Below are 23,966 nucleotides of genomic sequence, written 5' to 3' on the forward strand. Positions count from 1 at the left end.
CAGAGGCAGCGATTTCAGCCAACAAACTCACGCTGAAATCGCTGCCAGTCTTCAGCTTCATCCACATCCCAGCGCATGGGTAACAAGCCAACGCTCAGCCCCGCACTTTCCAGTTTCTCACAGGTTTGCCGCAAAACATGCTCGCTACCCCAGCGAATGCCATCCAACATGCCAGGCACCACCTTACGCGCGCCAATCAACACATAGCCCCCGTCTTCCGACGGCCCCAACACCACATCAACGTGAGTCAGCTTTTCAGCGGCCAGAAGAACATGATCGGCATCCACTGACGGGCAATCGCTGCCTACAATCATAGCAACTGTGTGGCTACGCAAAGCACAGCTCAAAGCCGCGGCCATGCGATCACCAAGATTGCCGTCGCTCTGGAAACGTTGCTGCACGCAGTGCTGTTGCAATGCTTCCAACACTTGAGCGGCTTCTGCCGGGGGCGTACGATCACAGTCCCACCAAAGCTGCAGCGGAAAAGCCGTCGCCAGCAAATTATCCAGCACCGCCAGAGTTAACTCGCAATGCGCTGCCAGAGCCCCCTGCTCGCCCAGTGCGGGTATTAAACGCGTTTTTACCTTGCCGGCTTCAGGCCATTTGGCAAACTGCATGACCAGCGTTTGGTCAGAGTTGTTTTCATTATTGGGCATTACGAACATCCGATGGGTAGGCTTGGGCCAAAGACTCAGCAGACTCGCCGCGCCAATAGCGCCAGCGCAGCTGCCACATCAGCAAAATTGTTGCCCAGGCGCCTCGTTGTTGCCAGCGCCGGCTGTCTGTCGTTACCGGGCTTGCTATACAGAAAGGGCGCGACACGTCACGCAAACGCCGCGACAACTCAACATCTTCCATTAACGGTTGAGGTGCAAAGCCCCCCAAAACTTCAAAGGTATCGCGGCGTACAAACATCGCCTGATCACCGGTACAAATACCGGTCAACCGCGAACGCTTATTCATAAACCAAGAAATCACACGAAACAGCGGCCGCGAGCCACTCAAGCAAACGTCGAATCGACCCCACACGTTCGGCGTTGCCAAAAATGCCTGCAATTGCTGCACGGCATCTACAGGCAACTGCGTGTCGGCATGCAGAAACAACAACACGTTACCCTGGGCAACCGCAGCGCCGGCGTTCATCTGCGCCGACCGCCCCAATTCCGCACCCACCAGCTGATTACACATAGGGCGGGCCAAGTCTTGAGTACCATCATTGCTGCCGCCATCGGCCACAATCACCTCGTGGCCTGCAGCCCGCAACGGCCGAAGCGACTGCAACAAAGCCCCAATCACAACGGCCTCATTCCACACCGGCACAATCACACTCAGCCTTACATCCGTTTTCAAATCCGTCATTAAAGTATTAATTGCGCCGCTTCCAAGAATAAACAACCCGCGCAAGGCCTTGAGCCACACGCCTCAGCCCGTTATCATACCGCCCTTCTTGGCATTATGCCTTCGTAGCTCATCTGGATAGAGCGTCCCCCTCCTAAGGGGAAGGTAGCAGGTTCGAGTCCTGCCGAGGGCACCACTCTACTATATAAATCATATAGTTACTGGCCATAATATACGCTACCCACCATCATACCCCCCATTCTAGAAATGCTCAAAAAACAACCAGAATGTATAAATCTGCCATCTGAATTCTTTTTCGCACCTATCTAACTCGTATTCGCTCAGATAAATCGCTTAACTCACTGTTCTATCGAGCTATTCGAGCACAAACACGTGCTGAATACCATCGACTTGCTGCTCAGACGAAATAGCGTAATGTGGAAATAGGCCTCAACCACTGAGACCAATTTCAAATCAGCAAATGAGCAGGAACATAATTATGAAATTTTTGATCGAACAGATTAACGGGTTACTTCAACAGGCCAATACGCTGGCCGAAACCTTGGACAACTTCAAGGCAAGCAAAGCCAGCGTGACGATCGAATGCACAGATGGCAAAGAGCTGGTCATCAATGACAGCCTCCATGACTATGGTGACGGCACCATTGGCGAAGGCTCCAGCGCACACGTAACTCCTCCACGCTCACGATTGATTGATCAACTCGGCGCGATAAAAACTAACGTGTGGTTCTAAGACCCAGGAGCAAATGATGGATTTCATGACTCAAGTACAACAGCTCGCCTGCGCCCTCACCCTCGAATTTGGCAGTGAAGAAATGCACTTCAACGTTCAGATGCGCCGTGGGGACGATTGGATTACTCTGGATATGTACCGAAACTCAGAAGAGCCGCACAGGCTGCATACGACACTCGACCTTCAAACCGGCGCCCATATTCTGCTCGACCCAGCAACGACCATCCACTGAACGATCAGATTGTCCATTCTCGACGACTAAGCGCGTGCTGCTGTCGAGAATGGACCGATTCATATTCACACCTTCGCATTTCTAAAGTGCACCAATTCGTCAGGCTTAATTAATTCATATCCCTCCACTCACAACATGGCTCGGGGGTTAATTCGAATAGGCCCTAAAAAAAACGTTACTGATTCCCACCGTACCGGATAAAAGTTGCCTCAAACGCCTTTGACGATCGATATTTTTGCAGACGATTAGCAAACGCAAATACGTCGTTCATCTCGTAGTGTTGGAAAATGTCCAATCCCCTATCAAGAGATATCTTCCATCCGGTGTCAGTAACGATGTGGCGGGCGTGGATTGTGCCAGTTTCATCGAATTCCCAGGTAAAGTTGATTCCGACGGTATCAGCAGAACTCCGCATCTTCTCAAAACTTTCGTCTTGTAATTCACCTTTGAATTCGTCGCGGCTGGTGACCAGATGAACCGATATTTCGTCTTCTTCGGCCTTGGTTTTGACGATCAGCTCCAACAATTCCATCAGATTTCGGATCTGATAAAACAGTCGAATGTACGGGTCTGTAATGGTGATTTTCGTGGCATCTTTCAGATAAGGGCCGAACAGAAGCTCATACGACACACCTTTTTGGTTCTCTTGAAAGGTAATGTGCTTCTCTTCCAGAATGACCTGGGGGGCACTGGCGACAGGCTGCGACTTAACTGCGGCAAAACCCTCTGGGGCCGCTAGGTCAACATCTTTGACATCATCCTCATCATTGATCTTTTTGTGATAATAGGCCGGGTATTCTTCCTCTTCCAGCGTTGTCACCTGCTGATTTTCACCACCGGCGCTTTGATAAGAAAAGTTAACCGTGGCGTAGGTTGAGTCCACGCGCATCAATTGATCTTTTACGCGCTTGCGGCCTTCCATTGAAAAACGCAGTATTTCCTCAACCTCCTCCTCAGTCTCCCCACCATGGGGAAAAAGGATCTTCATCAGGCCAGAAAAGGTCTTGTTGATACCATCCCGGTCACGGGTTGAAATATCTGACGAGAGAGTGAAACGATCCTGATAGCGATCAGAAAAATCATAGCTGCGCAGGGAGCGAAGTACCTCAGCAAGATAGTCCACAACAAAGCCAAAACCGGTCGAGAACATATCATTGCGCAGATTGTCCATTTCCCAGCCAGGTAAAAAGCAATGAAGGCGATCCAGAATGGCTTGGCCGTCGCTGTTTCTATAGGTTTCTGGCAAATCCATGAACAGATGCTCGTGTTTGAGCATGTACGGGACATTGTGTGAGGTGTTACCAATGAAGACCATGGACGCCTCTGCACCCTGCGGGCCAGTACCGCGGTTAAAGGATTTGTTGGCCATGTAATTCTTCAGCGTATCAATGAGCTTTATATCAGGTTTTTTGCCACTGCCAGCAAACTCATCCATAGCAACCACATCCCAATAACCAACCAGCCCAATTTTGCCCGTGGTATTATTGATGAACAGTTTTGCCAGGGTAGCTTCTCCCCCGGAAACCAGAGTTCCGTGGGGTGAAAACTCAGAGTACACATGGGATTTACCAGTTCCCTTCGGGCCCAACTCAATCAAATTGTAATTCCTTTCACAGAAAGGAATAAGACGCACCAATTGAATCAGCTTGCTACGGCGACCAAACGCTTCGGGATTCAGCCCGATGCTTTGCATCAGTACATCAATCCACTCACTGGTAGTGAACTGCTTGCGCCCTTCCAGGTAAGCATCGTAATCAAGACTCGAAAGCTGGATCGGTTTTAAGGATAAGAGAACCCACGGGGTGGATTGGCCATCCTCGCTGAAATCATACTCAATATCACAAATGCACCAAACACCACCCACCAATAGCTTTGGGTGCTTCTTGATCGTGCCCGAATCAACCAGTACCTTTTTGATACCAAGGTTTTCGAACTCAGCCTCATACACATCTCGGCTGTCATTTAGCGACACAGTCACCTTATCGATAACCTTGTAACGCCCTTTCTCTTTGATATTGGAGCGAATCAGGCCGGCCTCGTTGCGATGAACATAGTGCTTGGCCAGAATTTCCTTAACCGTACTTATCCCGGTTTCAATGGTCGCTTCGTCATCCGTGGCACAGTATTGCCCAAGCAAGTACTCCAACACGTATGAGGGAACAATGGCGTTGCCCTTAACCGCCTTCACCAGATCCTTGCGGACAACCACGCCAGGAAAATGTTGGTTAATCTTCGCATCCAGTGAGCTCACAATGTTTCCTCTGGTGTTTCGTTATTTAGAACGGCAGAGTAAAAATCACCCATCTGCCTGTTCCCTCAGAAATCAAAATCGCTGGTAAAGGACCGCCGCATCATATAATTGAGCGACTTGTACTCCTTGTAATGAGACGTACCGGCATGCTGCTCGTCAAGTCGCAAGGACACTTCCTGGCCATTCGCTTCATCCGCCTTGCGGGACAGCAAAAAGCGCACCTGCAGCTCACGCTCACGGGGGTTCTCTGATGTCAAATCAAACACCAGCTCGTGGCTGTCGGAAATCAGCTCGCCAGCCTCGGTGTAGATGCCAGCACGCAGCAAGCGCGGTTGAATTTTTTCCGTTACCGGCCCGGACTGATACAAGGTGACAGCAAGTTGGCCAGAGGTAATCACCGAGCTGGCTCCGCGCAGGATATCCACCTCAACGGCGCTGACATCGCTCTGGCGTTTCTTATTCACCTTCAGCACCGGTATCACCACCTCCTGTAACGAAGCACCGCCATGAACAAAGCGACTGCCGGAGCCCTTCAGGCGCAACCGGTTGATGGATTTGGGAACCTGCACCTCCATGTCGCCGTCCAGACCAAGCTGCTCAGACGAGAAGTGATGGAAAGCCGGAGACGGTGCCAGGCCCTTCCCCAATACAAAGCGGCGGTCGCGGTAGAGAATAGTGTCGCCGTTGGCGGGCACACTGAGGAAATCGCTCTCGTCCAACTCACGATTCTGATAGATAAAGCCGTGGTCGGCGGTTACCAGCAGGTTGTTGGCATTGGCTGCCGTCAGCTTTTTGATCAGGCGAATCAGGTCGTCCAGGGTCTGCTCCGCCGCCTCGAAGGCCTGCCCTTCTGAGTGCATTTTATCGCCGGTGTGGTCGATACGATTGTGATAGATGTACAACACATCGTTGCCTTTCAGCACATCCCGGCTGTCGTCACGGTTAAGCTGCATAAACTCCTCAGCTCGTATCGCCTTACCACGCCCTTCCAGGGCTGCCTGCAGGATTTTGGTGCGATTCGCGGTGCCCTGAGAACTCTGGCCATCCACCAGCGTTGTGCCGGTATCGTTATCCGCAATCGCCAAGGTTTTATTGGGCAGCAGAGCGGCCATACCGAGTTGGGTGTAACTGGGCAACATGGAGAGCGCAGGCTCAAGCTCGGCGCTGTAGCGGTCTTCCTGGCGGATAAGGCTCAGCAGCTCGTCACCGATCTCATAACGCATGGCGTCGGAAATAATCACACACACCCGTTTGTCCTTGCGCAGGAACGGGCGCACCCAATGCTCAAAAAAGGTGTTTTGCTGAACGACCGGATACGCTTCCCAGCGGGCACTCGAATCCACGTGTATCTGGAATGCGTCCCCAAGCTTCAGCAAATAACTGTTGGAGTACAGATTCTCCACCTGCTCACTCAACGCCCCCATCAGTGATGGCTGGCCAGACAGTCGCACATGATAGGTAAACTTGCGGTAGAGCTGGTCGAGCTGAAACCAGGCGCGGCTGTATCGCTGCACGCCATCGGCCAGGCTGTCCATGGTGAGATTGGCCTCGCCCAGCATCTGAATAAAGCGGGCACCAAACTCGATGGCCTCATAAAGATCCCGGAACTCCTCGTACCAATGCCCTTGACGACGCTGCCGGACCCAGAGGGCCACATCACCACTGGTTACCGTACGCTCAACCACGGCTCGCACCAGGTCACTGATAATCTTCTGGTCGATCAGGCGAAAGTAATCCAATTCAATCAGGTTCCGGAAATCCCGCTTTCCCAGATCCTGCTCAATGCCAAGCACATCGGCACACTCGGCGGATAAGACTTCGAACCCTGACTCGAACTGACGGCTGTCCTTCCAGCGCTTAAGAAACACCAGAGCATCGCCGGTCATTTTGAACTCGCCATCGGTACTCATGGCATAGCAGGATTTAAATAACGCGATAACGAAATCCCGCAGGCCTGGCTCAGTGAATTCATAGCCATAAAAGCGCGTGAGTTGCTCCCAGAGGAAAGTGTCCAACCCGCAGCGTTCAACCAGCCGCATCCCGTCAACCCTGTCATCAGCCAACTGCTGAAGCAAAGTCTCCACCACCGAGTCCATACGGGGTTCGCTGCCCGCACACACGGCCAGCATTTTCAGCCGCAACTGTCCGGCGGTATCATCGGGTTTCAGCCACTTTTTCAGGGCGTCTTTGCGTTTCTCGGCTTGGAAGAATTCTGCGTGAGCCTGCGCAATCTCGGAAAACTCCAGGCCCAACTCCAACTCAGACAGCCAGATAGCCACCTGATCGGTCCGGAACTCACCATGAGCCAACTGCACGTCCAGCAACCAATTATCCAGTTCCGCTGGCTGCGGCCCTTCTTTATACAGCAGGAACTTCTGCGTCGGCGCTTCGCGCAGAACACGGTATTTCAGCCCGTACTGATTGTTGGCGATTTCCAGCTTCTCCACATCCGGAAGTGACACCGACTCAAAATCACTGCGCAGCTCGTGCTTGGTGTCGTACCAGAACACAATGCGGTGGCGGTCGAACAGTTTTGTCAGAGCTTGGGAGATTCGATTGCTCATGCGATGACAAAGTCTCCAAATAGAGTCTTGATCGTAGTCCAGAACTCGCCTAAACGGTCCTCTGGCCCCGTGCTTAAATAACCATCAACAAACTGGCTCAACTGATCCATAGTCAAGCTCTCTTCCAAAAACGGCTCGATAGCGCTGGCGCGCAGATCATTCAGCTTTGGAATATCCAGGCCAAGCCTGGCAATGGTTTCTCTCGCGGCGGCATCATGCGCCTCGGCGGGCGTAATAAAACCGTCGCCCGCAAATATAAATCGACCTTCACAGTCTGGATTTAAAGGCGAAACCAATAACTCAGGGTCATACCAGTCACCCTTCAAATTGCCGCAATGGCGGGGTTTTCCCTTCTTGATCTGGTTCTGACAGGAGCAGAGAAGATTGCTGTAGTCCAGCGGATCAACCGCCGGGTCGCGTTGGGGCTGGAGATGCTCGATGTGAGAGTCACTCGCCGTTAACCGTCGCTCACAGTAGCAGCACAGAAAACCTTGCTCTTGCATCAATGAGGTTTTGACAGACGCCTTGGTTTCGCCACTCAAATCGTTGTAAGTTGGCTGCCATTCGTCATTAGCCAGCGCCTTCCATTCAGCAAATGGCACCGGTTCTTCGTTTTTGATCACATATTTCATCTGCCAATCAGCTCCTTGCGCCTGATCAGCACCTTCGCTTTGACCAATTCAGGATCTTCACCGATCTCTTGTTCCAGCGTTGTAATGGAGCTCTTGGCGGCTTCAAGATGACCCTCGCTAATCTGTGTATAGATGCCCCGAATGTCACTTTCCACCTGGTTGGGCCGAGTTGTTTGAAGCCCCATCAAATCCTCAAGCACGCGGTCAACAGTCTTTCCGTAAGATTCCACGGGGCGGACGGCGTCCAGCTTGCCCTCATCGGTCATACTGAGCAGGAACAGGTTCTCAGGACGCACATGGGTAATCACATGCGGTGAATGAGTGGATATCAGAAACTGACAGTTTTGAAACACCTCCATAAGCCTCGGCACCACTAACCGCTGCCACTTGGGATGCAGGTGCAAGTCAATCTCGTCGATCATAACGATGCCATCCCCTTGGAGCGGATCTGCTCTTCGCGGGTTAGCGATGGCCAGGCGCCGAGCCAAATCACCGACCATCGCCATCAGACACTTTTCACCGTCTGAGAGCTGATTCACGGTCAGTCGCCGACCTTTCTTGAGGACTTCCATTCGCAGCGGGTTGCGCCTAACGGTCAACTCCGTGAAATCCGGCATAAAGATTTCCAAAGCCCGCCTTACAGCTGCAAGCTGAGGGTCTGGAAACTGGAAATCGTCAGGCTTTATGAGATCATCCCTGTATTTACGATGTTCGTTCTCAAGGTCTTCTCTTTCTCGAAACCATTCAAAGAACGTGCGGAAGTTTGCGCCGCTGGTCAGCGACTCCTCATAGGCCGACAGCAGTTCGAATTGGTGCTTTTCGCGGATACGCAAAGGAATGTCGAGTACAGCGCGGTTAACAGGGTAATAAGCAAACAGCGGGATATTAACGTCACCCACATTTTCGGTTATTGCCCCTTGTATCCGTTTCGCGGCTTCAGAGGCAGAAATCAACACGGAAGCCAGATCTTTTTTACTGTACCCCTTGCGAACCTTGGCCAGGTTCCACCCAAAGTAGGAGCCCTGTTCACAGAGCTGAACTTTCAGATTGGCTGAAGACTCGCCATTCTTGATGTCATCTTCAGCAATTGGCCTACCCGAGGCGCCAGAGTGCTTAATTCGATTGGCCAGCCAGGAAAGCAAAATGGCCGACGCATCCAGAATGCTCGATTTACCCGCGCCATTCATTCCGACAAAGACGTTTAACTTTTCGCTCAGGTCGAGCGATAGATCCTGTGCACCGCGGAATCGTTGCAAAGTGAGGTTGTTGATATGCATCCTTGTGCTCCTAGCCGGACAGGCCGGTTATTTTCTTCAGGGCGTCGCCAAACTTCGGGTAATTCACTTTTACACCGTCATCCAGATCGATTTCTACCTGCCTGGTAGCCAGCGGGTAAAGCACGTCACGCTCGTAGTCACCCAGCTCAACAATGATCTTGCTGATTTTTTCGATGTCTTTTATCGCTTTTGTCTTTTCCGCCGAAGAGGCACTGGCGCTGATGCTGACCGCTTCCAGATGGTCCCGGCGGGACGTCAGTTTGGTGCGGAACTCGCGCAGGTAATCGTTGAGCACCACGCTGACTGTATCCGGGCGGTAGCGGTGCATATAAATCAACGCATTGAACGAGCCCTTGGGGGATGAGAACAGCCAGTAAATGGGACGTTTCTTGTAGCGCCGCACATGGTCGTTGTAGAAATCTTTCAGGAAGTACTTGCGAATATCCTTGCCCAGCGCCTGCTCTACGAAGCGGAGGTTCTCTTCGTAGTGCTCCTCGCCGAAGGTGATTCGAAGAAACTCGCGGAAGCGTTCGGAAATGTCGTCGTTGAACCAGTCGCCGTCGAGCATAGGAATCACATTGTCGTCATCAGCAGGGAAACTCGGCTCCGGGATCTGCTTCAGATAGTCCTCGATGGTATCGCCCTGGTTGGCCAGGATTAGCCCCGGTTTGTCTAGCGCGTAGCGACCGAACATGCAGCCCACGGCGTAGGACAGAAACTCGGCCACGGTATCGGCACGCAGACGGGTCTCTCGGTCTGCAACCGAGGCCTTGCCGCCGTAGCGATAGGCGGGGTTGCAAGTGAGAGTGATCTCTTCCAGCGGCACTTCGGGGGTCAGTTCATCTTGCAGACCGTAGGCGTCGATGAAGATGCGGTTGTTCTCTTCCTCCAACCGCTGCATGTCGCCTGTCTTGCCCTGCCAGTGAGTGTGCAGGGCGGTGTAGGTTAGCTCCAGCGTCTCGGCGCGGTAGTCGGGTTGGAGCAGCGGGAGTGTGGTGAAATCCCAAGATGTTTCATAGGCATCCCAGTCTGATTTGGCCAATGCAATGAGGTTTGAAGTGTTCGTGGGTAAAAGGTTATCGGATACAAATTTATATGGCAACTTTTCGATGTCGCCGCTAACAATACTTAATGTTGGCGACAGAATCTCAGTAAAAACTGAAACAAGTTTCGAATTCATATATGCGATAGATCTATGTTCATCTTTCAGAGTTGGAAATCCTTTTAAGCCAACAGAGCTGAAAACAAAACCAACATCATCGTAGCGAACACTAATTTTGAAAGATGTAATTTTGGACCAGGTTATCCCACTTAAAAAATACTTGTCACGTGATGGAAGATGGTTTCCCAGCTCAAGCAACTCATGATAGGACTTTCTTCCAAGTTTAATAACTTTCTCGTTGTTGCCATACCAGCGTCTAAACTCACCTCCCTTATCTAAAGGAAAATATCTCTTTTCTGAATTGAGCGCTGCGGTGAGTGTAGAATAATTAAACCCAATTAAGGTTTCATCCACTTCATGCCAAAATCGAACGTATGTTTCGTCATCACCAGTAGAGGTTCCCTGTTTAGGTGCGATTATTTCTTTGAGCGCTTTGTTGTCGTAGAAAATGTCACGAACTTCATCACTTACCCAGTATGCAATCGGGCTCGCTGGAATTTTCTCAAAATCTTCCGCTGAAGCGCGATAAAGCCAGCCATCGTTCGCAGCGACAGAGTTGCGCTCATTATGTGGCGGAAATACAAGCGGCTTGCCCTCACCATCAAGGTCTTCGTAGTCGACGAAACAGAATGCTCCCTTGTCTGACACCATTCCTCGCGACTTCCAAACGGTTCCAGCTGTACCGAACGCAATACCCATCACCATATTTCCCATGTGGATCATGGCGTTAATTGAAGAATTTTCTGCCAACTTCACACGAAGTTTTTCATAGGAAGACAAGAACATCCAAGACTGCATTGTGACCATCGCACTATAGCCAAGGCGTGGCACAAGGTTGAACCCACGTTCAATAAACATCGCAAACAGGTCAGATTTGCTATCAGGACAACATTCCTTGGCGAAGTCCTGAAGCTTCCCATTCATCCCTTTGCCGCCCATATACGGCGGGTTGGCTACCACCACATGATACTTCGGTGAGAGGGCCTCGGCCATGCGCAGCACGGCCACCACGCGCGCCTGCACGTCGTTCAACAGCAGATCACCGGAAAAATCACGCGCTTCAACCAACCGCAGCGTCTCTGCCGGATCGCTCAGCTTCGGCACGATCAGCGAGCCGAAGTTCTTGGCCTGCTCGAACTGGTCCAGCGTATCGCGCAGCTCGTTCGTGAATAAGTCATGCCCGATCACATCCATATATTCATTGAGTTCACCTTCATCAAAGTGAACGTTTTCCAGCACGCAGATATGAGGCTGTATCGGATTGCGGAAAAAACGCCGCTGCTTAGCCCGCGCCTTCATAATCAGCGCAAATGCTGCCAGCTCCCCGGCGCGCTCGTCGATCTCGATACCAAATAGATTGTTAGTCAGGATCTTAGTCGGGATATCAGTGGGCTCGTATCCTTCCTCTTCGTAGATGGCATAAAGCAAATCGAAGGCGTAGGTCAGCATATGGCCCGAGCCGCAGGATGGATCGCAGATCTTGATCTCTTCCGGTTTATTTATGCGCAGGAAGTCGGTTTCCGGTTGATCGCTACCATCCGCCGCAGGCGCTGGCTTAATGTAATAATCCATCTGCTCGACCAGCCTGGAATTCGGCCGGTTGAGCATCCAGAGACGGCCCAGAGAGTTTTCCACCAGATAACGCACAATCCAGTGTGGCGTAAAAAGCTGGGTAGCCGCGGGGATGTTTTCGGCCGTAATCTTAGTGTTCTTCTTCAGCCCTTCAAAAACCTTATCTTTCCTCTCAGATATATAGAACTGGTACAGCCAGCCGATCACCTCCACATCCTGACAGGCGTCTGGCGTCATGGCCTCACGGGTGTGGGCGAGAATAGAGTTGCCCGAAAGTAGGTCACCCGGCATCAATAGTTCGGTGTAGTCGTCGATGCGTTCAAACAGGAACGGCATGGCACCGTGCCAGTAGTTACAGGCGGCAACCACCAGCAGGCGATAGGCTTCACCTTGTGGGTCTTGGCTGGGCGTTTTTCCATCCAGAAAAGCAAAAATTCGTCGCCGGATCGCTTCCGCTACCATCTCTTCATCAATCTGGCCCATCTTAGCGTCAGCCAGAATCTCAGGCTGAAACTGCCCTTCTGCGGGTGAAACGATGCCAAGGCGGTTATAGCGGTTCACATCCATAAAGCGTAGAGCGCAGAATCGGTTGAACCAAATATAGGCAACCCGTTCTATGACTTGCTCCTTGCCCTGCTCCGCAACCGCTTCTTCCAGCTTTTTAATGACCTGTGGGCGCTCCCGCCGGGCGGGGTTTTCTTCCGCCAGCACCAGTTTGAGTTTGGCGCTGACCTGTTCAATCAGGCTGCGACGGGCGAACTGGGCGAACTTTTTGAGTTTTGCGGTTTCCATTAATGCTTACCTTGGCTCTGATTCATTGTAATGGAGGGGCTTATTTACGCTGGCGCATAAAAGGCGCATATATATACGCTGAGCGCATAAATTAACGCGGGCGCTCGTAAATGGCCCCTTTGCGCTCGCCAGCCTGCTTAATCAAGCCCTTTTTCTTCAGCCTCGCTAATAGCTTGTAAGCCTGATCTGGGCTGATATGACACAGTTCAATCACATCCGCTCGCTTTATGCTGCCGTGGGTGTCGATAAAGTTCAGCACCATTTGTTCCTGCTGTATGGGGTCAAACCCCGCCTGGCGCACATAAGCCGCTTTTTGGCCTGCGCCCTGATACACCTTCGCGCTCAGGGTATAGGTGCGGCCCTTGCCAGTGCTGTGGGCTTCCACCATGCCGGCTTCCACCAGCTTCTCCAAGGTGCCCCGAACCACAGTTTCTGGCTTTTGTACGGATCTGACCAAATCCGTTGTCCTCAACCGCCGCTCATTACGCAACCGCGACAGAATTATCAAACTGTCGATGGGCATGGCGGTGCCGGTTTGTTCCTCGCGTTGAACGATCATGCGTAGAAATTCGGCGTCTGCGTCCGCTGCGCTCATGCGCACGGCGACAGTGTAAGCAGATGACATAGAGTAATCCGGGGCGGTGCGCCCATAACGGAGCATGCCCTCAAAGATCCGGTCAATGCCCCGGCCGGTGCGTTCAGCCAGGCCAATACGTTTAATGATGTCGGCTAATAACGGATTGCGGGAACGGGGGTCGGCTACCAGCAGGTTGTCCAAGTTAACGCCTTCTACAAAGCCGCCGGGGTTGCTGATGCTCAGGCCATCGTCATCCAGCCTGACGTGTACTGCACCCAGAGCGCTATAATCGCGATGCACAAGAGCGTTTACAAAGGCCTCGCGGAAAGCTCGCCGATCAAAATTGGGAATGGGCACGCGGAACAAGCCAATCTGAATCTCTTCTTCTTCCACCCGAGCCCGGAACAACAGCTCGACCTCCTCAAAGGTCTCCAGCAGTGGCTTGCGGTAGAACTCGTTGACTAGAACATCGGTGCCACGCAGCACCTGAAAAGCCACCTCATGAGACGGCAGGTGTTGCCGCAGCTGCCTCTCATTGCCCAGCAGCAGCAAACCCGCCACTGTCGGGTGACGCTTGCCGTTTATCGTCACAGTCAGCCCCAGAGCACCATCCAGATCTTCATCCGCCAGCGGCAGCAAGCTTTGGTCGCCGCCGTATTTCTTGATGGCATTGCGGATGCGAATGCGCTGAATTGGGTCCAGGTCTTCAACCGCCAGGTTTTCCAGCGGCAGCGCGGAGGGGTCGGTGACACCAATGCTGGATTGGCGCTGCACAAATTCGTGGGGATAGAAAGGCACTGCCTCTGGGCTGCCGTCCATTTTCAGGCGGCGCCTTTGTGGCAGGCGAACCCGCTCTGCGTCGTTCATAGCCATCCCTTTGGCTTGCATGCTCTAATTCTGTGCACTCTAAATCCGCACATTCTAAATTTGCACCTTGCGGCCTTGCTGAATTTCTTGCAGCAAGGTTTCGCGTAGGGACGCTAGGTAGCGGTCTACATCATTTTCATCGGCCAGCCAGGCTTTGTCGTAGGCAACGTGAAGGTTGCGCGAATGAACGTACTCGGCGGGCGGTTCCTTAACCTGGTGTGGCTTGTCGGCACCCTTTAAGCCAGGAGCTTGCTTTGGGTCTGTCGGGGGTGCAGATTTTTGATTGGCCAGGTCCACCATTCTGGCCAAGACCTTCTGATAGCCCTCTTCTTCAAAAAAGCGTAGGCGGTCATTAATGACAGCGATGATCTGTTGCCCGTCGATGTGCTCGCTCAGATCCTGGAACGGCTTGTTCAGTTCCGCCTTACGGGGCTCCGGCAGCAACTGGTATTCATCCATGCTCTGCATGCGTTCTTGCATGGTGTTCAGGGATGCGGCCGCTCTGGAACGAGTTTGGTTAACCTTTTCATCAATGCGCTCTTTCAGGCTGTCCAGTTGCCCCTTGAGCTGTTGGATGCGGCCGCCTTTGTAGCACTTGGGATCGTTGAGAATCGAGCGAATTTGCTCGATCTCATCTCCGGGCACGTAAATGAAATTGGGTTCCTGGCTCTGTAGCAGTGACCGCGCCTGGTTGTAGATGTCTTTCTGTGACCCGCTCATGAATTTTCGAATGGGGTCTATGGCGTCCTCTTTCAGATCCAGCAGCTGGTCTTCCTGCTTACTTAATTCGGTCAGGTGCCAGGTGTAAGGTTTGCCAGCAACGTCCTTCAATGTTTCCAAAGCAGGCTTTAAGGCACTGAGAAACGGGTACTGGCCAGCCTGGGCTGCCAGTGGATTAAGCTGATGGAACATGTCCTGGAAGGCTTCGCCAGTTTCCTTGCCCAAGGCTTTGGCTTCGCCGCTTCGGGGCGGGCCGTCGAAAAAGTCCTCGTAGAACGCCTTGAGGGCCCGCACCTGGGACGCTGTAAACTCTATTTGCGGTTCCAGAACCAGGTTGTTGTGCCCGTGGGTATTGCGTAACGCGCGTTCGAGTTCAGCGTCTTCCAGGATGTTACCGTCGAGACGAACCTCTACCTTTCCGCGTGCACACAGGTTGGCCAACGTGCAGAGAATAGCGGCGTAGTACCAGCCATATGGCTTGCGCTCAAATTTTTCCAGCAGGCCCTTCAAGGTGGTGCGAACACCGCCACGATTGTTGCTCTGAATAAAGGCCAGCACTTCCTGTTCGGACTCCGCCAGGGCGGTCGCATCATTACCAAACAAACCGTCTTCTGCCCGCTTCAGGCAGTTGCTTATATCGTTTTCCGAGTAGGAAACACCTCGCAGCATGCGGAGGTTGGGGTAAGCGCGGGCAATCAGCTCATGAAAACCCCGAATAATGCGGGTTTGAGGGTCTTCGTTGGGCACCTCTACATCCGCGCCGCCAATCAGGAGCTTGGACTTGCTGAGGAGAGACTGAACTTGCTGTTTTATCCGGGCTTCACGTTCACGATTCTGGAAGCCTTTGTCGTTCAGAATCCGTTTAACAGACTCCTGTTGGGTCACCGAGATGTTCTGTTTGATGTATTTTTCTGTGCGTTTGAGCATTAGCAGATCACGCACCAAACGCTCATCAGAGGGCATCAGAACGAAGAGTTCATCGGCTTTGTAGGTTGAAGCGGTGCGGAGCATTTGCTCGTTGTCGGTATGCTCGTGAAATGGGCTCACGATATTAATACCCAGTTCGTATTCGCGCCCGTGCAGCCGGTCATCCAGCTTGCGCGAATAGGTATAGTCCTGCCCTTGGTTCTGGGAAGGTCCTGCATCGTAGCGAATTTTACGCTGCTTGATGACGTAGTCGAAGATGATCTTCTCAAGCTCATCTGCAACGTCGGATGACTCGACTTCCACATTCTTGATTTCCTGTTCGACGTCTTTCTCTTCGTCAGTCAGGTACTCGTACTGGTCGCCGTTGCGCTGTATGTAGGTTTGCTGTTCCAGCAGGCTGAGTGCCTCTTCGATTTTCTTCCGAAGTGTCGGCAGATCCTGATCGAATGCGTCCAACATGAGCACACAGAGGTTACGAACGGTTGGTTTGAACTCTTTGACGTATTTCACCAAAAACAAAGCTTTCAGCAATCGAATCGCGAACGGGCCGTCCAGGTGGTTTTCGGCCTGGATGATTGCGCGTTGTATTTGTGACTTCAGTGCAGACCGGATGCCTTCGAACATAAGGTCGAAAGTCGCTAACTGACCTATCTGGTGATCACCGATGTGGATGGCGACTTGCTGAAATACGCCCAGCATGGAGCGTTCACCCACCGAGCTGTGTTTGCCTTCAAACGCACTGTGCTGCGACAAATTCTGAATCGCCGACTGGAAGAGTGCGAATTGATAGGGAATAAACGGGTAGCTGTGGATGAAGTGGTCCCGATCGCGAAAATTACGGTAGGTGGCTGAACCGTCCGCAAAGTCGAAAAGGGTTTTGAAGTTGTTGGACTGCGAGCGGTAAACATCCGATAGCTGATTAACACCCTCCTCGGTCTTTGTCAGCAGGCGTTTCTGAATCACTTCGGCCACGTCTGCGCTGGACAGCTTCATGCGGTTGTTAAAGCGCGCCTGAATTTTTGAGAAGTCATTCCCCTGCTGCTTGCCCAGCTCACCGACGACGTTCTTCATCTCTTCCTGAGCAGTGACCACAATCCAGGCGCGGCCCCGGCACTTGGTGGCCAAACTTTCCGCGATGGTCTGCAGGTTGGTCATCAGCTTGATGTTGTCGGCAATGTACTGGCCTACTTCGTCGACAAAGAAGTTCAGACGAAATTCTTTATGCCCGCCTTCAGCCGCTTGCTTCTCGATATACGCGTTAACGTTGTCCGCAAAATCTTCAATCGAGACACGGTAATCGCTCCGATATTTATCAAGGATACCCATTGCCGACTGTTGGTCGGTTCCGGTCACCGCAGCGTAAGCCTTAGCAATATTCGCCCCCTCCAAAAGCGCCTGCTCACGACCTCTCTGCCAAGGCCGCCCGGCCACGTTTTCATATTCGGCTTTGAACTGCTGGTAAAAGTCGCGGCTGTCCAGGTCACGCTCGAATTGGGCGATGTGCCCTTGTTTGCCGTAATAACCACGCATTTCGTCAAAGACTTTAACGAATACCGCCAGCAGCGCATCGATTTGGGTTTTGCTGATAACGTCGGCTTTCTGATCAATATTGAACAAAATACTCTTTGAGGGAATGGCGACTGCCCTCTTCAAACCAGCTCGGAGAATTTCGTTGTCGATGCATTTTGGAAGGAAACGTTCCAGGGTTGAAGCACCATCCATCTCTTGACTTTCGAGCACCCGGTTCTCAAGTAACAGGGCCAGCATTTTAAGTAGATGCGACTTACCCGACCCAAAGAAGCCGGAAACCCAAACACCGTTCGCACCTTCGTAGTTGTTGTAGGCATCCAGAAAATCTTCAAGGCGCTTTTCAACTTCGTTCGTCAGCACGTATTCGTCAATTTCGAGGCGAAGGCTGGCCTCGTCGTCGGCTTTGATGACACCTTCGATCGGGCGGTCAACGGGTTTTAAAAAGATGCTCTTCAGTGTCATTGCACTTCCCTTAATAAAGGCGCCTCGATTTTTACGTCCGATCAGGCTTCGTAATGAAAGATGTTGAACGCGCGGTAGTACTTGTCGTCGTGAAGCCTGCCAAACAAGTCCAGTGAGGAACCCGTTTCCAGCGAATGGGTATAGGTCCCCGGGAAAAACATCACCGTTGGCTTGTCTTTCGCCGTACTTTGTAAGTTATTGAGCACATTGTGAGAACGGATAAAAGGAAAGACCTCCCCTACACCCGATAGAAACAGCACGTCGAACTCTACCGCGTGTAACTTCTTCGCGATCGCCGGCACAAGGTGCGCATCGGGATCCAGAACTCCTTGAAGCAGATCCGTCAGTTCGCCTTTTGAAACCGTCGGTTCAAGATCAATGACCTGGCTCCACAACTCTCTTTCTTTCAAAAGCTCTACGGCGAGATCGTATAGATTGATGCTGAGAACCTTGATTCCTTTCTGCTCCAGGCGGTTGACCAATTGGCTTTGCAAGCGCTCCATTTCAACCGCTTCTTCGATTCTGAAAGGGCAGATAAAAAATGGCACTTCATTGCCGAGCCCTTGTTTATTCAGGAACCGCTGCCCTGAAATAACGCTATAAAGATGCTGAAACCGGTCTTGCATCGGCATTCTGGCAATGTCTTTACTCACAGTGACATCCCTTTGATATCGGATTCAAAAACGGGAAAGTAAAGAAATTCATCAGGATGGTTCTGACGAATGAGCCCTACCAACCTGGGGCTGAGAATGACTCTATTGATCGTTTTCCCTTTGGTCACCAGCTCGGCCTCCCGGAGCATCCTGAAGGTTACCTGGCGTAACTTATCCCTTGTAGACGGGCTCGCTTGATCAAGCTCATCGTGCCACTCTGATTTTTTATTGAAAAAAGCATCAAAGTCTTCATAGGTCAGATCGATTTTCATCGACAGGAAACGCTCCCTTATAACCTCCATAGCGAAATCGGCGACGAACTGGTAAAGCCTGCAAACCGCCAGCCATAAAATATGCGCTTGGTCATGAGGGCTGCCCTCAGTCAAGAAATCCAACTCTTCTTCGCTAAGCGTTTTCAAACGAGCAACGGTTTCACGGCATACCCGCTTGGCGGTGCTTTCTGTTCTTGTCTGGAGAAGGTTACGCTTTACACCTTCTACCCGCACAGACTCCCAATCGCCAAGCTCATGAAAAAGCCCGGCCAGAAGAACCGATTCACGATGATAAAGGCTGCCAGAGGTAAAAGAGATTCGATACCTGTTGTTACTTGCCATTCGATTTGCGCGCTCTCGTGTACTCAATTCAACAGATGGTCAATATTTGAGCGGATCCACTCCTAATTTTACACAAAATGGCCCGAATTTCCGACAAACCCCAATGTAACGATGCGAGTAGCAAACCTCAAATCACTTCCGGACTTACTAATGTCAGGAACTATGTTGGTATGGCCACTATCACATTGCGCGATCACCCTAACCAGGCACCTGAAACCCACTGATTATTTTCTGGATGCAAATTCAGATTACTCACCTCTTTCAGCCTGTTATCCGCTGCGAGTTCCGCTTGCTTGAACATCACCTGATTCTCGCTGGAAACAGAATTCAGCGTTCCCGTAAAACCTTTCGTTTTCAACCAACTCCCGAAGGCTTCAGGGTTTGTTTGTACTTCACCATTGGGCTTTACAAGATAGGCCGTATATTCCTGCCTCATTCGGTTGCCCTGATCGTTTTGCCAGCGAAGGAGGCTGGTCAGCAGAGCTCCTTGCCCAAGGGATTGATTCTTTATCACGGCACTCAAACCCATAAAATCGTAGCTTTTCGCTTTTTTGAGTAGAAATTGCATTAGAAACGAGTCTAAATCCAGCATGTGAGTGTTCGGTCGATTTACAACCAACTCCCGGTCGAGGGTGACCTCGTAACGACTGCGACTAATTCCCAGCTCCTGCTGTGCAGATTCTGATAGCCGGATATGAAAGAGTCTTCCTTCGTGGGTGGTTTCAACAATCTCAATATCCAGCATCTGGAACATCCCCAGAACAAACGCCACACCGTGCTCATGATCAATGCGCAGGCTGCTGTCAGTCTCATTGGGATTAAAACCTGCCGCATGCTCGAAAAGCTCTCGCTGCTTCTCTGTTGCGGATTTTGCGCGATCCAGGGCATCTGATATGCGCTCCTGAGTTCGCGTAATTCCCTCCATAGTCGCTTGTTCCAGAATCTGGTTTACATCGAGCAAATCCGCCAGCTCACCCAAAATATCGTCACGCAGCTGTTCGTTGTATTCGTCACTCACCCCTGCCAGGTCGTCAACGACTCGTTCAATTCGGGTGTACATCAGTTCCATTACCTGCTCATCAGCCGTGTCTGGAGAATGGAGATTAAACACAACGACACGCTTTTTCTGCCCATATCGATACAATCGGCCGATTCTTTGTACCAGCCGCATGGGGTTCCAGGGCAAGTCGTAATTCACCATGATGTGACACTTCCGCTGAAGATTGATACCTTCACCGCCAGCTTCCGTGGAAACTAAGAAGTTTGCGCCTTCTTCGAACCGCGCAATGGCATCCCTGCGCTGAGCGTGAGGCATTGAGCCGTTAATCAACTCTACTGAGCCCTCGCCGAACCGTTTTTCCAAAATCTCGCGAATATAGGCCTGAGTCGCACGATATTCAGTAAAGATCAGAACTTTTTCTTTAGAATTGGGCGTAAGAATCTTGGCGATCAGCTGGTCGGCGAAGCCCTGCAATTTCCTGTCGTCATCACGCAGTGCCCCCGCCTCGGAAATCAGCTCATCGAGATGCTCCAGCTCACCTTCAAAGAACTCCCGTGCATCGGAGTGAAGCTGCTCTTCCCATTCGCCGAAAAAGCGCTGGTCCTGTGACTCAAGTTCTTCCAATTTGAACCCTTTAACCAGTTCGCCTTCAAGTCTGGCTTTTCGATTGATCAACGCTTGATGAATGGCCGCTACACTCGAAGCCGCCAGCTTGCGGTACACAGTCATTACAAAGCCAATGGCGTTCCCCCTGACTCCAAGGGCTGCGCCTGCTGCATAGCCTTTGCGCAGGTAGTCCTGAAGCTTCCGGTCAAACTCCTTTGCCGCTTCGGACACATGCACTGGAACAGAGCTGGTTGTTTTCCCTCTGAACAGAAAATTGCCTTCTGCATCCGTCACATCCGCTTTGTTATTCCGAAAAACCATTTCGCCGATGATTTCCGGATTCAACGCGAGCGTGGCGATATCCTCTTTGCGTTCCGGGTGCAGCAGTTCCAACAGTGCCTGAAATTTATCTTGCATACCTTGATGAGGAGTCGCACTCAACAAGATCAAGGCGTCCGTATGGCCTCGCAAATTTGCGGCCAACTGAAATCGTTGAGACGCCTCCAGCTTCATTCCGTACTGCCGGCGACTCAACCGGTGGGCCTCGTCAAAAACAATTATGTCCCATTTGCCAGCCTGCTGAATTCGTTCTAAATTTTCCGGAATCTTCAATCGATCGATTGAGGCAATGACAAAATCAAACATCTTCCAATGGCGAGGCTCATTGATTGTAAAATCCTCACCGAAAATCTGGAACTCGCCCATCTTGAATTTGTAATTCAGTTCTTCCTGCCACTGTTTTGTCAGACCTGCTGGCGTGACTAACAGAACTCGTTTCAGTTGGCCTCGTTGTTTCAGAGCAGCCAGAAGCATACCGGTTTCGATTGTTTTACCGAGACCAACATCGTCGGCGATCAGCCAATTTAAATGGCCAGATGCGAGTATGTGGTGTACCAGATGTATCTGATGTGGGAGTGGATCTATCTCTAAATGGGAGAGCGAGCCTGTGTTCTCGTTCCAGATCTCCAAGGCGTGGGCCAAAGACTTAAGTCGAAAGCGCTCTGCGCTGTCATCGGGGCCTGTATCACCCAAAATAAAGCGGTGCCTCGCCCCCTTTATCTGGCGCAGATTTTCATAGGGTAACCAAACCTGCTGGCCCAGCTGGTAGAAGTCGACCAGTGCCTGGTCACAGTCACCAATGGTTCGCACTCGTTGAATAACACCTTCACCAAGCGACGTTCTGACTCGCGAATTTGGGAGATCCTGAACCTCCATCTGCAGCTTGAATCCGCTTCGTAGCTTACTCAGAGATTCCGCGGAAACTTGCCCGGTCTTCTGCCATTTTACGCTGACAATGACGTCATCACCCCTGTCCACTGAGCTAACGACGCGGCCCAAAATACTCTCTTCCGCAGAAGACACTTTTTTAACCCAGCAGTTTTTGACCGGTAACAGACGCCTCTTGGCTTTACTCACTTGCTTTCCTTTTCGTCGTCAAACGCTTCCTTCGGCAGAACTTTAAACATATTGCTAACTCCGTGGATCTCAAACCCACTATCTGCCCCAAGTTCTCTCAGCTCTACCCTCATTTTCGATATTGAACTGATAAGCTCTGAATTATCGGCACCCCACTCTTCCTCCACTGGCAAACTAAACATGAAATTAATATCGCTAGGAAGAGTTCGTTTAGTTGCGATGATTCTATAATGTAAATACTTGAGAAAGGCTTTGAAGTGCTTTCTCAAACGGTTGTGGGAATACCACTCGTCGTATAGTTCATCGATGAAAGCTTCTATTTCAGCTTCGTCTGGGATGTTCGGAAAGCACCGAACTAGTCGAAGTGCATCAACCCAACTAAAGTTCTTGTACACCGCATCAGCCTGCATAAGCGGCGCATTCGATTTCATACGGAAGCACGTCCACAGATGCTCGCTACTGAACCAAATCGACCGAACATGCCGCGCTAGCAAAATTTCCTCTGGGACCGCTCCCCTCTCAATTTGATCTTCGATCGCTATACGCGCGGCACCCCATCCACTTTCCACAAAGATCGCCTCAAGCAACGGCAGATGTTCACGATCCCACTCAACTCGACTCAGAACTTCAATAGCGACTTGGCGAGCCCTCGCGGCACGCGTGATACCTTTCTGAGCGAGTTCTTCATCTTCATTATCGCGGCTTGCATCTTCTTCAAAGTCGTCGAGATCTTCCCAGCCAAAATCTTCCGAAATAGAATCGTCATCTAATAGACTGCTTTCCACGAAATCAAATTCGGGGCCGGCTTCATTCAGGTCGTCATCAAAATCATCGTCTACGTCGATAACATCAAGGTCATCGACATCTAGCTCAGGGAGTTCAAATTCTTCGTCGGCTTCTTCAGACTCGTATTCGATTGGGAGCGCCAATTGCCTGGCTTCGGTCTGGATAAAAAATGCTGTGACCTGTGGGTCTAACGGGGGCTCAGGAGCATCATTTGTAAGGGCATATTCTGGGTGCTCAATGGCATCGCTTGAGCTTTCTGCTTCAATAACAGTATTTGACTCTATTTCCTCCGACACGAATAGCTCATCTGCGCAAGCTGGTTTTTCTTCAAACGCAATTGGTTGTTCGGGTTCTGCCCTCCTCCAGAGCTTTTTGACTACCGTAATCCGAGGCTCATTACCTTTACTGGCTGTTGGTTCAGTCCGCTTTGACCCATTTCCGTTGAGATGCAGTGTCCGAGAGCTATTTTCTTTAGGCCTCTCGTCTGCCGCATCAGTAGCTTCCAATTCATCCAGAATAGAGAACTCGTCGTTTGACGGCTCTTCTGCCCTCTCCTCCAGGTATCCTGCATCAGCTTCGGTGAAAGCCTCCGGTGCATAGTCATTGTTATAAACAGGATTCGAGCTTGATTGAGCGAGGGATCGCCGCAAATAGACCACGGCTTTTTCAGGTTGACGATTTAAAAGGTAAACACGGCCTAAGGCACTTAGAAGTGAAGAATCATTCGGAGAATAGGAAACCGCTTCCTCTAGTACATCTATTGCGGCTTGCCGCAACCCTTGGGTTACAAGCTTATTGACTTGAGAAAGTAGGGATGACGAAGCTCCTGGCAGATTGGAGCCTAGTTCTTTTTTTTTGTTGATCCCTACCATCAGGCATTCCTTTTATTTTCGCAAAACTCCAATAGCAGCCCGAACACAGAAGTCGCCAAGCTAGCTTGAATTTGCTATTGCCCCGCATAAAGTCCCGAAATTTCACGCATAAATCGACGCGCTTTGACGACAAAACATAAGCCGAATCTGTACTTTCATTTCGCTCAATACTGCTTGATCTAACGACAGATGCCAAGCATCAAAATTCTGGCAACTAATACAGAGAAAGAACACTTAGGAAAAACGGATATTAACTAAAAAGTGGCGATCATGATCGCCTGCGATGACCAGCACATCATCCTCAAAAGCCATCACCAGCCTAACACTCCTATAGCAGTAACCATTGCCGATTGAATGCACAC

Annotated in this window: 15 protein-coding genes and 1 tRNA gene; 3 read left to right on the plus strand and 13 right to left on the minus strand. The window is 51.2% G+C overall.

The genetic code is table 11. The features are described from left to right. Window positions 1-14: 14 nt before the first annotated feature. Together MELB17_RS08020 and MELB17_RS08025 are read right to left on the minus strand one after the other, a co-directional pair. A complete protein-coding gene (locus MELB17_RS08020) occupies window positions 15-656 on the minus strand; it encodes a TIGR04282 family arsenosugar biosynthesis glycosyltransferase (protein WP_007349681.1) in 642 nt (213 codons plus the stop codon). Further along, entirely contained in the window at window positions 646-1,359 is a 714-nt protein-coding gene (locus tag MELB17_RS08025; RefSeq protein WP_050774914.1) for a TIGR04283 family arsenosugar biosynthesis glycosyltransferase, read from the minus strand. The genes MELB17_RS08020 and MELB17_RS08025 overlap by 11 nt, the downstream gene beginning before the upstream one ends. 98 nt (window positions 1,360-1,457) lie before the next feature. Between MELB17_RS08025 and MELB17_RS08030 the strand changes: the two genes are divergently transcribed. The 3 genes from MELB17_RS08030 to MELB17_RS08040 all read left to right on the plus strand — a co-directional run bounded on the left by MELB17_RS08030 (window position 1,458) and on the right by MELB17_RS08040 (window position 2,324). Beyond that, window positions 1,458-1,534 (plus strand) — tRNA-Arg (locus tag MELB17_RS08030). A gap of 303 nt (window positions 1,535-1,837) precedes the next feature. Further along, the gene (locus MELB17_RS08035; RefSeq protein ID WP_007349683.1) at window positions 1,838-2,092 is read left to right on the plus strand and encodes a hypothetical protein; all 255 of its coding nucleotides are present in this window, start codon (window positions 1,838-1,840) and stop codon (window positions 2,090-2,092) included. A 25-nt stretch (window positions 2,093-2,117) separates the two neighbouring features. Next, window positions 2,118-2,324: a hypothetical protein gene (locus tag MELB17_RS08040; protein WP_227498839.1), complete on the plus strand. Its 207-nt coding sequence runs from the start codon at window positions 2,118-2,120 to the stop codon at window positions 2,322-2,324. A 175-nt stretch (window positions 2,325-2,499) separates the two neighbouring features. Here MELB17_RS08040 and brxL read toward each other — a convergent pair whose 3' ends face one another. The 11 genes from brxL to MELB17_RS23200 all read right to left on the minus strand — a co-directional run bounded on the left by brxL (window position 2,500) and on the right by MELB17_RS23200 (window position 23,604). After that, the gene (gene brxL, locus MELB17_RS08045) at window positions 2,500-4,575 is read right to left on the minus strand and encodes a BREX system Lon protease-like protein BrxL (protein WP_007349685.1); all 2,076 of its coding nucleotides are present in this window, start codon (window positions 4,573-4,575) and stop codon (window positions 2,500-2,502) included. Between the two features lie 65 nt (window positions 4,576-4,640). Beyond that, window positions 4,641-7,139, minus strand: coding sequence for a BREX-1 system phosphatase PglZ type A (pglZ, locus tag MELB17_RS08050; RefSeq protein WP_007349686.1), 2,499 nt, complete (start codon window positions 7,137-7,139; stop codon window positions 4,641-4,643). After that, complete coding sequence (locus tag MELB17_RS08055) at window positions 7,136-7,771, minus strand: retron system putative HNH endonuclease (protein WP_007349687.1); 636 nt, start codon at window positions 7,769-7,771, stop codon at window positions 7,136-7,138. Before MELB17_RS08055 ends, pglZ begins: the two co-directional genes overlap by 4 nt. Beyond that, window positions 7,768-9,048, minus strand: coding sequence for an AAA family ATPase (locus tag MELB17_RS08060; protein ID WP_007349688.1), 1,281 nt, complete (start codon window positions 9,046-9,048; stop codon window positions 7,768-7,770). The genes MELB17_RS08055 and MELB17_RS08060 overlap by 4 nt, the downstream gene beginning before the upstream one ends. Window positions 9,049-9,058: 10 nt before the next feature. After that, window positions 9,059-12,574 carry a BREX-1 system adenine-specific DNA-methyltransferase PglX gene (gene pglX, locus MELB17_RS08065; protein WP_007349689.1) on the minus strand — a complete coding sequence of 1,172 codons (3,516 nt, stop codon included), beginning with the start codon at window positions 12,572-12,574 and terminating at the stop codon, window positions 9,059-9,061. Between the two features lie 91 nt (window positions 12,575-12,665). Further along, window positions 12,666-14,018 carry an ATP-binding protein gene (locus tag MELB17_RS08070; RefSeq protein ID WP_157133264.1) on the minus strand — a complete coding sequence of 451 codons (1,353 nt, stop codon included), beginning with the start codon at window positions 14,016-14,018 and terminating at the stop codon, window positions 12,666-12,668. A 54-nt stretch (window positions 14,019-14,072) separates the two neighbouring features. Then, window positions 14,073-17,657 carry a BREX system P-loop protein BrxC gene (brxC, locus tag MELB17_RS08075; RefSeq protein ID WP_007349691.1) on the minus strand — a complete coding sequence of 1,195 codons (3,585 nt, stop codon included), beginning with the start codon at window positions 17,655-17,657 and terminating at the stop codon, window positions 14,073-14,075. A 41-nt stretch (window positions 17,658-17,698) separates the two neighbouring features. Further along, on the minus strand, window positions 17,699-18,289 hold the full coding sequence (locus MELB17_RS08080; RefSeq protein ID WP_036184133.1) for a DUF1788 domain-containing protein: 591 nt from the start codon (window positions 18,287-18,289) through the stop codon (window positions 17,699-17,701). 17 nt (window positions 18,290-18,306) lie between these two features. Further along, window positions 18,307-18,924, minus strand: a complete 618-nt coding sequence (locus MELB17_RS08085) for a DUF1819 family protein (RefSeq protein WP_007349693.1) — start codon at window positions 18,922-18,924, stop codon at window positions 18,307-18,309. 193 nt (window positions 18,925-19,117) lie between these two features. Further along, the gene (locus tag MELB17_RS08090) at window positions 19,118-21,946 is read right to left on the minus strand and encodes a DEAD/DEAH box helicase (RefSeq protein WP_007349694.1); all 2,829 of its coding nucleotides are present in this window, start codon (window positions 21,944-21,946) and stop codon (window positions 19,118-19,120) included. Further along, window positions 21,943-23,604, minus strand: a complete 1,662-nt coding sequence (locus MELB17_RS23200) for a tetratricopeptide repeat protein (RefSeq protein ID WP_007349695.1) — start codon at window positions 23,602-23,604, stop codon at window positions 21,943-21,945. Before MELB17_RS23200 ends, MELB17_RS08090 begins: the two co-directional genes overlap by 4 nt. Between the last annotated feature and the right edge of the window lie 362 nt (window positions 23,605-23,966).

The organism is Marinobacter sp. ELB17, from assembly GCF_000169375.1.
Taxonomy (GTDB): domain Bacteria; phylum Pseudomonadota; class Gammaproteobacteria; order Pseudomonadales; family Oleiphilaceae; genus Marinobacter.